Source organism: Lactobacillus leichmannii (genome assembly GCF_024701915.1).
Lineage (GTDB): Bacteria > Bacillota > Bacilli > Lactobacillales > Lactobacillaceae > Lactobacillus > Lactobacillus delbrueckii.
In genome coordinates this window covers 1-9,429 of sequence record NZ_QOCY01000050.1, presented here as the reverse complement: position 1 = coordinate 9,429, position 9,429 = coordinate 1, and the positions used below count along the sequence as shown (strand labels likewise).

The following is a 9,429-nucleotide window of genomic DNA, read 5'->3' as shown; positions in this document are numbered from 1 at the left end:
GGAAACTGCCTGCGAGGATAGGAAGCTGCCGCGCGAATCAAGAGTCAGACGGAAGTCTGGCTCTTTTTGTTTTCTTGTTTTCTTGTTTTATTTTCTATTTGCCTAATTTGTACTGTTATTTGTCGGCTTTCTGAGTAGAATAAAATTGTAAACGCTTAACAGATATAGAATTAGGATTAATAGGAAAACAGGAGAAAAAGATGAACTGCCGAACTTTTGTAAACGGGAAAATTTTTACCGGGGAAAACGAGACGGCCTTTACTGATTCAATCACGGTTGAAGACGGCAAGATCGTGGCTATTGGGGAAAAAGGCCGGGGTGAACTCATTGATCTTCAGGGACAAACCGTCCTGCCAGGTTTGATCGACAACCACACCCACCCCAAGTATATTGCTGACGCCTTGCATGGGGCAGCCTGCACCCCGCCTTTGGTTAACAGTATTAGTGAAATGCAGGAAGCCCTCCGCCATACTCCGGAATATGGCCAGGGGCCTGACGTCTGGATTGAGGGCTGGGGCTTTGACGAAAGCAAGCTGGCTGAACACCGGAGCCCGACCAGAGATGACCTGGACCAGGTATCAACTACCCAGCCGATCTTCTTGTACCGGTCTGACTGCCACTCTTCAGTGGGCAACTCCCGGGCTCTGGAATTAGCGGGAATTGATGAGCATACGCCGGACCCGGCGGGCGGGAAGATTGAAAAAGACGCTTCCGGCCGGCCAACTGGCTTCATGCGGGAAGTCGCGGCCAGCCAGCTGTTGATCCGGGCTAAATCTGCCTTGTCTTACGAAAATGACGTGGCCAACCTGGTCAAGTCATCCAGCCACTACCTGGAAAACGGCTTGGTGGCCATCGGGGAAATGATGGGGCGGCTGCACCCTTACGCCACGCTTTCCTTGTACCAAGATGCCTACAAGCAGGGCTTTAAGCCTAAGTCAGCTATCTATTACGTGGCTGATGAAGTTGCTGGTCCTTTGGAAATCGAAAAGAGTGACCGCCTGCGGGTGGCCGGGCTCAAAGTCTTCATGGACGGCAGTATTTCCGGTGAAACGGCCTTGATGAAGGATGCCTTCCCATCTGGCAAAAAGGGCGTGGCATTAACCAGTGAGGACCGTTTGCGGGAAATTATTGCTTATGCCCGAGAAAATAAGCTGCAGGTCGCGGTTCACGCCATGGGCGACGCGGCCATTCAGCGGGTGATCGACGTTTGCCAGGATCTGGATCCTTGGCTTGAAGGTCAGCCGTCAGTCAGAATCGAGCACGCTTCACTTTTATCCGACTCCATGCTCAAGGAGCTGAAGGGGGCAAAAATTGGCCCGGCTGTTTCCACCCAGCCGATCTTCTTCTTCGCCGAAGAAGATTCCTACCGGCAGTTTTTGTCAGCGGACCAGCTGAAAATGGCCTACCGGATCAAGAGCTTAGACAAAGAAAATATTCTTTTCAGCCTCAGTTCTGATGCCCCATGCACCCCATGGGCGGAACCGGACAGTCCTTTTTACGGAATCTACGCGGCAGTGACCCGACACACGGCAGCAGGCGGTTTTATTAATGAAGATGAAGGTATCCCAGTAGTCCAGGCCATCCTGGCTTATACCAGAGACGCGGCCAAGATGGGCGGCTTCGTCAATAACGGAACCTTGACCCCGGGCAAGGACGCCGACTTTGTTATCTTGGAAAGAGACATCTTCAGTCAAAAGGCAGAGGACTTAGCCAAGGTCAAGCCGGCGTCGACTTGGATTGGCGGAGAAAAGGTCTGGAGCCAGGAAAAGAAGTAAAATATTTTAGTCAATCGAAAAAAGTCTTACCTATGACGGGTAAGACTTTTTGCTTGTGGAAAACTTGTTGATAGTTTTTTAGTCAACGTCCACGCTTGGCGCGTCCTTGGTCAAGACCACAGACTTGTCCGGCTTGATGCCGAAAAATTCTTCCAAAAGCTCTTCCAAGTCGCTCATGGCTTCGTTAGCTCGCTGGGCCTGGTCAGCGTTGACTGATTCAATTACGATTACGCCCTTAGTTGAATCTTCATCCAGCATGGTTCTTTGGGCATCCCGCCAGTTGAGGCAGCGGCAAACGGCACCTTGGTCGTCATACCAGGCAACTTCCCCTTCAAGGGTCGGTTCGTCCTTGTCAGCGCCGACCGGCTGGAAGGGCAGGCCTTCGTGGACTTGGCCCAGGTGCATGGTGCCGGCCAATTTATCTTGGTCTTCGATGCCGATTGGGACACCATGAGCCAGGGAAACTGAATTGTAGACGTCAACCAATGGTGAAATCGGGTGCAAGTCCTCGCCCTTGTCGATCCGCTTCAAGAGCGCTTCGATGGAAGCCCGGACGCCTTTCTTCTTTTTGAATTGCTGGTAGGCTTGCCGCCATTCAGCAACAACTGGGTTCTTGGCAAAAGCCGCAGCACCCAGGAAGTCTTCCGCCTTGTCGCTGCCTTCTCTGAGCAGCTTGCGCCGGCAGGCCAAATTGTCATCAGTGTCATGGTTGTCGATGCCGCTGACGAGCATGATGTTTACTTGCGCGTCAGGGAAGAGTTCCCAAAAACTTGGGTCAACGGTAACTTTTTCTAACATGTTGTGCCTTTCTTTATATATAAAAGAGATAAGTTCTTTCTTTACTATCCAATTGTACTACAAGCAGAAAGCTCCTTACCAGAGCTCATTGTTGCTGTCCCGCTTGACCCGGTAGCTTTCCTGAAGGAGGCCGTCAAAAAAGTGCTGCAGGGAAATCTGCCCCCGCTCCAGCTCCTTGCTGTTTTGGTGCTGCATTTCCACGTGGATGTTCTGGTATTCAAAGAGGTTGTTGGCATAGTCCAGCAGCATTTCGTTGTCCGGGTAGTCGATGCACATGGTGGCCAGGTTGACGATCCCGATGTGCAGGGTCCGGCGGATCCGCTGGTAGATGACCTTTTTCTCCCGGCTGCTGATGCCGAAGCTTTCTTCCAGGTCAATCTGGTCAAAGCTCATATCCTTGTCGACCATCAAGCGGATAATTTTCATGATGTCATCATAGCCTTTTTCTGATGCAATGCCCAAAAAGCGCAGGGTGTCGGTAACATGGTCGATCTGCTGGCGGTGGGTGGTTTGCTGGCGGCCATATGGATTGTTCAAGCTGCCGGAGAGCTCGCTAATCACCCGCATGTTGCTCAAAAGCTGCAGGGTTGTGCTGATGATTTTGGAAATATGGGCAATCTCTTCAGAATTGAGCTGGTGGTGGATAAAAAAATCGCAGCCGTTCTGGTAGGCAGCCGTAATCACGGATTCTGACGGCGTATTGGCCGTCATGATCACCCGGGGCAAGATGTTGGCCTGCTTGAGCCGCCTTAAGAGAGCCAGGCCGTCAAAAGGAGCCAGGTCATAGTCGACCACCAATACGTCAACTCTGAGCTGGCGGAGATCATCGAAGGTCCTTTGGGCATCAGTTGACCGGCCCACGATGATGTTTTCGAAGTTCCGCTCCAGGGCGTCACTAATTAGTTGTAAGTTCTTGGTGCTTTTGTTTGTGATATAAAAGTGCATTTTTGCATTTTCTCCTCATTTTTGAAGTAAATTGAAGTTAGCTGAGTCAATGCTTCTATTTTAACACAAAGGCAGCTTAATATAAAAAAGTGTATAAACGGGGGAAAAGTACCCAAAGGGCCGTATAAGCGGCCTTCTATTCATTTAAAAAATTCGATTATACAGTTTAGAAAAACTAATTAATTGATTGCTGATTTTTTTGGTAAATCTTTTTGGTTTTTGTCGTTGTTTTCTGAAAACGATTTCTATAATAATAATCGTAAACAAGTGAAAAACACAAAACAATAGAAAACAGGAGGAAGCTATCATGGCTTTTAATTTACGCAACCGCAGTTACTTGACTCTCGCAGACTTTAACACTCGTGAAATGGAATACCTGCTTGACTTGGCAGAACAACTGAAGAAGGACAAGTACGCTGGTGTTGAACAACCTCGCTTGAAGGGCAAGAACATTGCTTTGATCTTCGAAAAGGACTCAACCAGAACCCGTTGTTCATTCGAAGTTGGTGCCCACGATCAAGGCGCTCACGTAACTTACCTTGGGCCAAGCGGCTCACACTTCGGCCACAAGGAATCAGTTAAGGACACTGCTCGCGTATTGGGCGGCATGTTCGATGGTATCGAATTCCGTGGCTTCTCACAAGAAGCAGCTGAAACTTTGGCTAAGTACTCCGGTGTCCCAGTTTGGAACGGTTTGACTGACGCTGACCACCCAACTCAAGTCCTGGCTGACTTCTTGACTGCTAAGGAAGTTTTGAAGAAGGAATACAAGGACATCAAGTTTGCCTTTGTTGGTGACGGTCACGACAACGTATCCAACGCTTTGATGCTGGGTGCCGCAGTTATGGGTATGGAATACCACGTTGTAACTCCTCCAGAACTGAACCCAAGTGAAGAAACTTTGGCAAAGGCTAACGCAATCGCTAAGGACACTGGCGCCAAGATCGTTGTTTCAAACGACATTAAGGAAGGCGTTAAGGGCATGGACGTAATCTACGGCGACGTTTGGGTATCAATGGGTGAATCCGACGACAAGTGGAAGAAGCGGATCGAATTGCTTTCACCATACCAAATCACCATGGACGTTCTTAAGGCTACTGAAAACCCTAACGTTATCTTCGAACACTGCCTGCCAGCCTTCCACAACCTGGAAACTGAAGTTGGCCGTGAAGTTTACGAAAAGTTTGGCTTGAAGGAACTTGAAGTAACTGACGAAGTCTTCGAAAGCAAGCACTCAGTTGTCTTCCGTGAAGCTGAAAACAGAATGCACACTATCAAGGCTGTCATGGTTGCTACCTTGGGCGACTAATCAAGAAGAGGTGCTCTTATGTCAAAAGTTGTTGTAGCATTGGGCGGTAACGCCCTCGGCAAGTCACCAGCCGAACAATTGGAATTGGTTAAGAACACAGCTTCCTCACTGATCGGTTTGATCAGCGCCGGCAACGAAGTAGTTATCAGCCACGGCAATGGTCCGCAAGTTGGACAAATCAACCTGGGCATGAGCTACGCTGCTGAACACGGCCAAAGCGCTGCCTTCCCATTCCCTGAATGCGGGGCAATGAGCCAGGGCTACATTGGCTATCATCTGCAGCAAAGCCTGCAAAACGAACTCCGCAAGCGCGGCATGACCAAGGATGTGGCAACCATCGTAACGCAGATCGTTGTTGACCCGGCTGACACCGCCTTCCAAAACCCAACTAAGCCGATTGGGGCCTTCTACACTAAGGAAGAAGCCAACTCAATCGCCGAAGACAAGGGCTACATCTTCAAGGAAGACGCTGGGCGCGGCTGGCGGCAGGTTGTTCCTTCACCGACCCCAAAGAGAATCGTTGAATTGAACAGCATCAAGACCTTGATTGAAGCAAATGAACTCGTTATCGCCGGTGGTGGCGGCGGGGTGCCTGTAGTTGAGACCGAAGAAGGGCTCAGGGGCGTGCCAGCCGTTATCGACAAGGACCGCTCCAGCGCATTGTTGGCAGACAATGTTGGCGCGGACAAGCTGATCATTTTGACCGCTGTTGACTACGTAGCCATTAACTTCAACAAGCCAGACCAAAAGAACTTGGAAGACATCTCTGTTGAAGAAGCCAAGAAGTACATTGACGAAGGTCAATTCGCGGCCGGCAGCATGCTTCCTAAGGTTCAAGCCTGCATGTCATTCGTTGAAGGCCACCCGGAAAGAGAAGCCATCATTACTTCTCTGTCAGGCTTAGACGCTGCTCTTGCTGGACAGTTGGGGACTGTTATCCACGCATAAGCTCGTCAGCTCATCGACCGTTTTAAATTTTAGTATGAAAATCTCTCTTTAAAAATTACGAACAACTAGTTAGTTAAGTCGTTAGTAGGTTGACTTGACGATTTATAACCACACAAATCATTAGGATATTAGGTAAATTAGCAATTATAGGAGTGTAAAGATTATGACAAGTCCTATTCATGTAACTTCAGAAATTGGTAAGTTGAAGACAGTTATGCTGCACAGGCCAGGGCGCGAAATCGAAAACATCACGCCGGATTCAATGGAACGTCTCTTGTTTGACGACATTCCATACCTGCCAATCGCCCAGGAAGAACACGACTTCTTCGCACAAACTCTGCGCGACAATGGTGCCGAAGTTATCTACACCGAAGACCTGGCTGCTGAAGCTTTGGCAGACGAAGCTGTCAGAAACGAATTCATTGAAAGACAAGTTGTTGAAGCAGGCTTTGTTGCCGGCGTAACCCATGACGCTTTGGTTGAATATTTGAAGGCTCTGACTCCAGCTGAACTGGTAACCAGAATCTACGAAGGTATCCGCAAAGACGACCTGGAATTGACTATCCTTGACTTGGCTGCAGTGTCCGAAAACACTGAATGGCCATTCTTGATGGATCCACTTCCAAACGCTTACTTCACCCGTGACCCGCAAGCTTCAATCGGCGACGGGATGTCAGTCAACAAGATGACTTTCCCAGCTCGTCAGCGTGAATCAATGATCACTGAATACATCTTGAAGTACAACGCTCGCTTTGCAGGCAAGGTTAAGGTATGGCGTGACAGAAACCACGCAAGCCATATCGAAGGTGGTGACGAACTGGTATTGAGCGACCACGTAGTAGCAATCGGTATTTCACAACGGACTACTGCTGACGCAATTCAAGACATCGCTAAGAGCTTGTTCGCAAACTCTGACTACGACACTGTAATTGCCATCTCAATTCCGCACAACCACGCGATGATGCACCTTGACACGGTGTTCACCATGATCAACTACGACCAATTCACTGTTCACCCGGACATCTTGACTGAAGATGGCAAGGTTGACAACTGGGTACTGCACCCAGGCAAGGATGGCGAAGTAACCTTCGAACACCACACTGACATCAAGGAAGTGCTGAAGAAGGCACTGGGCAAGTCAGAAATCGACTTGATCCCAACTGGTAACGGTGACCCAATCGTAGCTCCGCGTGAACAATGGAACGACGGTTCAAACACTTTGGCAATCGCTCCAGGTGAAGTTGTAACTTACAACAGAAACTACGTCTCCAACGCTTTGCTGAGAGAACACGGGATTCTCGTTCACGAAGTTCGCTCAAGCGAATTGTCAAGAGGCCGTGGTGGTCCACGTTGCATGTCTTGCCCAATTGTTCGTGAAGACATCTAATTGGTTTTAAGATCCTAAAATCGCGAAGCTGGTCTATCGCTCAAGGGTTTAGACTATCTCCGCCTTTTTAGGTGGAAAGAGTATTTGGGAGGTAAAAATCATGGAAGAGAAAGTAAACAAAAAAGGGATAGGCCTTGTCGGCCTGACCGCTTTGATCGTCAGTTCCTCCATTGGGACTGGGATCTTCGGCATTACCAGTTCCATTGCCCAATCTGCCGCTCCAGGGCCCGCGATTTTGTCCTGGCTGCTGGTCGGCTTTGGTTTCTTGATGCTTGTTCTGTCATTGAACAATTTGACTGAGAAGAGATCCGATCTTAAGGGTGGTATCTTCGCTTACGCCGGGGCCGGCTATGGCCCTCTGGGCGAATTCATTTCCGGCTGGGCCTACTGGATGAGTGCCTGGCTGGGCAACTTGGCCTTCGCGACTATGCTGATGAGCGCGATCGGGACCTTTATTCCGGTCTTCAAGGGCGGTTCAAACCTGCCTTCAATCATCGTGGCCATCATCTTCTGCTGGGCCTTGACCTTCTTGGTTAACAACGGTGTTGAAAGTGCCTCATTCGTTAACACGATCGGTACTTTCTGCAAGGTTGTGCCATTGATTATGTTTGTTATCATCTGCATCGTTTCCTTCAAGGGCGGGATGTTCACCGCTGACTTCTGGGGCAGAGTTGCCAACAACCTGTCCAAGGGGACCACTACTGGCGGCCTTTGGCCACAGATGAAGGGGACTTTGATGACCCTGATCTGGGTATTTATCGGTGTTGAAGGGGCCTCAGTCATGGGCTCACGTGCCAAGAGCCTGAAGGAAGCGCAACAAGCAACCATGCTTGGTTTCGTCCTGCTTTTGGTCTTCTACATGATGATTTCAATCCTGCCATACGGCTTACTTACCCGGGCCCAATTGGCCAGCGCTGCACAACCAGCTTTGGGTAGCGACTTGAAGATGATCGTCGGCGACTGGGGCATGATGATCATTAACATTGGTTTGATCATTTCCACTATCGTTTCCTGGTTGTCATGGACTATGCTGCCAGCAGAAACCATGCTTTTGATCGCTGAAGACGGTGCTGCTCCTAAGTTCTGGGGCAAGCTGAACAGCAAGAAGGCGCCAACTAACGCCCTGTTCACTACTGCTATCTTGCAGACCATCTTCCTCTTCTCCTTGCTCTTCACTGACAAGGCTTACGAATTCTGTTACACTTTGGCCTCAAGTGCCATCTTGTTCTCATACATGTTTGTCGGCTTGTACCAAATGAAGTTCAGCCGTGAACGCAAGGAATGGACTCAATGGATCTACGGCTTATTGGCAGCCCTCTTCCAATTCATGTGCATGATTTTGGCTGGCTGGCAATCAGTCTTGGTTGTTTCCTTGAGTTACATACCAGGCCTGATCGTTTATTACCAAGGCGTCCGTGAACAAGGCAGAAAGCTCAACAAGAACGAAAAGATCACCTTTATCTTTATTGCAATTCTCTGCGTTCTGTCTATCGTACTGATTGCCAACAAGAAGATCAACATTATGTAATTGATTTTAAAATCTTTCCCAAAACAGCGGTTTTCCGCTGTTCTTTTGTGTTTCGCCTTGCTTTTTCAAAATAAAAAAGGCAAAAAAGACTTGCATTCTTGGCTGAATACGATATACTAATATTTGTGCTTACGGCCTATGCCGTAAACTAGTCATATGGAGGATTAGCTCAGCTGGGAGAGCATCTGCCTTACAAGCAGAGGGTCACAGGTTCGAGCCCTGTATCCTCCATCGAGTCGTTAGCTCAGTCGGTAGAGCATCTGACTTTTAATCAGAGGGTCGAGGGTTCAAGTCCCTCACGACTCATGGCCCCGATCTGCGGGTGTGGCGGAATTGGCAGACGCGCTAGATTTAGGTTCTAGTGTTTTCGGACGTGCGGGTTCAAGTCCCGCCACCCGTATTTTATATCATGCCGATTTAGCTCAGTTGGTAGAGCACCTGTCTTGTAAACAGGGGGTCGTACGTTCAAGTCGTATAATCGGCATTGTGCGGAAGTAGTTCAGTGGTAGAACATCACCTTGCCATGGTGGGGGTCGCGGGTTCGAATCCCGTCTTCCGCTTTTTATAATATATATGCCGGAGTGGCGGAATTGGCAGACGCACAGGACTTAAAATCCTGCGGTTGGTTTCAACCGTACCGGTTCGACCCCGGTCTTCGGCATGCATGCACCCATAGCGCAACTGGATAGAGTGTCTGACTACGAATCAGAAGGTTGTAGGTTCAAGTCCTACTGGGTGC

7 protein-coding genes and 7 tRNA genes are annotated in these 9,429 nt (G+C 49.2%); 12 read left to right on the top strand and 2 right to left on the bottom strand.

Annotation, left to right across the window (positions count from 1 at the left end):
- Positions 1-200 precede the first annotated feature (200 nt).
- Positions 201-1,775, top strand: a complete 1,575-nt coding sequence (locus tag DS743_RS07485; protein WP_003612277.1) for an amidohydrolase — start codon at positions 201-203, stop codon at positions 1,773-1,775.
- Positions 1,776-1,853: 78 nt separating this feature from the next.
- Here the strand turns inward: DS743_RS07485 and DS743_RS07480 are convergent, their stop codons facing one another.
- Positions 1,854-2,573, bottom strand: a complete 720-nt coding sequence (locus tag DS743_RS07480) for a B3/B4 domain-containing protein (protein ID WP_035185710.1) — start codon at positions 2,571-2,573, stop codon at positions 1,854-1,856.
- Between the two features lie 75 nt (positions 2,574-2,648).
- Positions 2,649-3,518, bottom strand: a complete 870-nt coding sequence (locus DS743_RS07475; RefSeq protein WP_003612282.1) for a DNA-binding domain-containing protein — start codon at positions 3,516-3,518, stop codon at positions 2,649-2,651.
- Between the two features lie 307 nt (positions 3,519-3,825).
- Between DS743_RS07475 and argF the strand changes: the two genes are divergently transcribed.
- From argF to DS743_RS07420, 11 genes are all read left to right on the top strand, one after another.
- Positions 3,826-4,827: an ornithine carbamoyltransferase gene (argF, locus tag DS743_RS07470; RefSeq protein ID WP_003612285.1), complete on the top strand. Its 1,002-nt coding sequence runs from the start codon at positions 3,826-3,828 to the stop codon at positions 4,825-4,827.
- An 18-nt stretch (positions 4,828-4,845) separates the two neighbouring features.
- Entirely contained in the window at positions 4,846-5,775 is a 930-nt protein-coding gene (gene arcC / locus DS743_RS07465) for a carbamate kinase (RefSeq protein ID WP_003612280.1), read from the top strand.
- 163 nt (positions 5,776-5,938) lie between these two features.
- The gene (gene arcA, locus DS743_RS07460) at positions 5,939-7,162 is read left to right on the top strand and encodes an arginine deiminase (protein WP_003612287.1); all 1,224 of its coding nucleotides are present in this window, start codon (positions 5,939-5,941) and stop codon (positions 7,160-7,162) included.
- 100 nt (positions 7,163-7,262) lie between these two features.
- A complete protein-coding gene (locus DS743_RS07455) occupies positions 7,263-8,690 on the top strand; it encodes a basic amino acid/polyamine antiporter (protein WP_003612278.1) in 1,428 nt (475 codons plus the stop codon).
- A gap of 158 nt (positions 8,691-8,848) precedes the next feature.
- Positions 8,849-8,921, top strand: a tRNA-Val gene (locus tag DS743_RS07450).
- A gap of 2 nt (positions 8,922-8,923) precedes the next feature.
- A tRNA-Lys gene (locus DS743_RS07445) sits at positions 8,924-8,996 on the top strand.
- Between the two features lie 12 nt (positions 8,997-9,008).
- A tRNA-Leu gene (locus DS743_RS07440) sits at positions 9,009-9,090 on the top strand.
- 11 nt (positions 9,091-9,101) lie between these two features.
- Positions 9,102-9,174, top strand: a tRNA-Thr gene (locus DS743_RS07435).
- 4 nt (positions 9,175-9,178) lie between these two features.
- Positions 9,179-9,250: transfer RNA gene (locus DS743_RS07430), tRNA-Gly, on the top strand.
- Positions 9,251-9,265: 15 nt separating this feature from the next.
- Positions 9,266-9,351, top strand: a tRNA-Leu gene (locus DS743_RS07425).
- Positions 9,352-9,356: 5 nt separating this feature from the next.
- Positions 9,357-9,429: transfer RNA gene (locus tag DS743_RS07420), tRNA-Arg, on the top strand.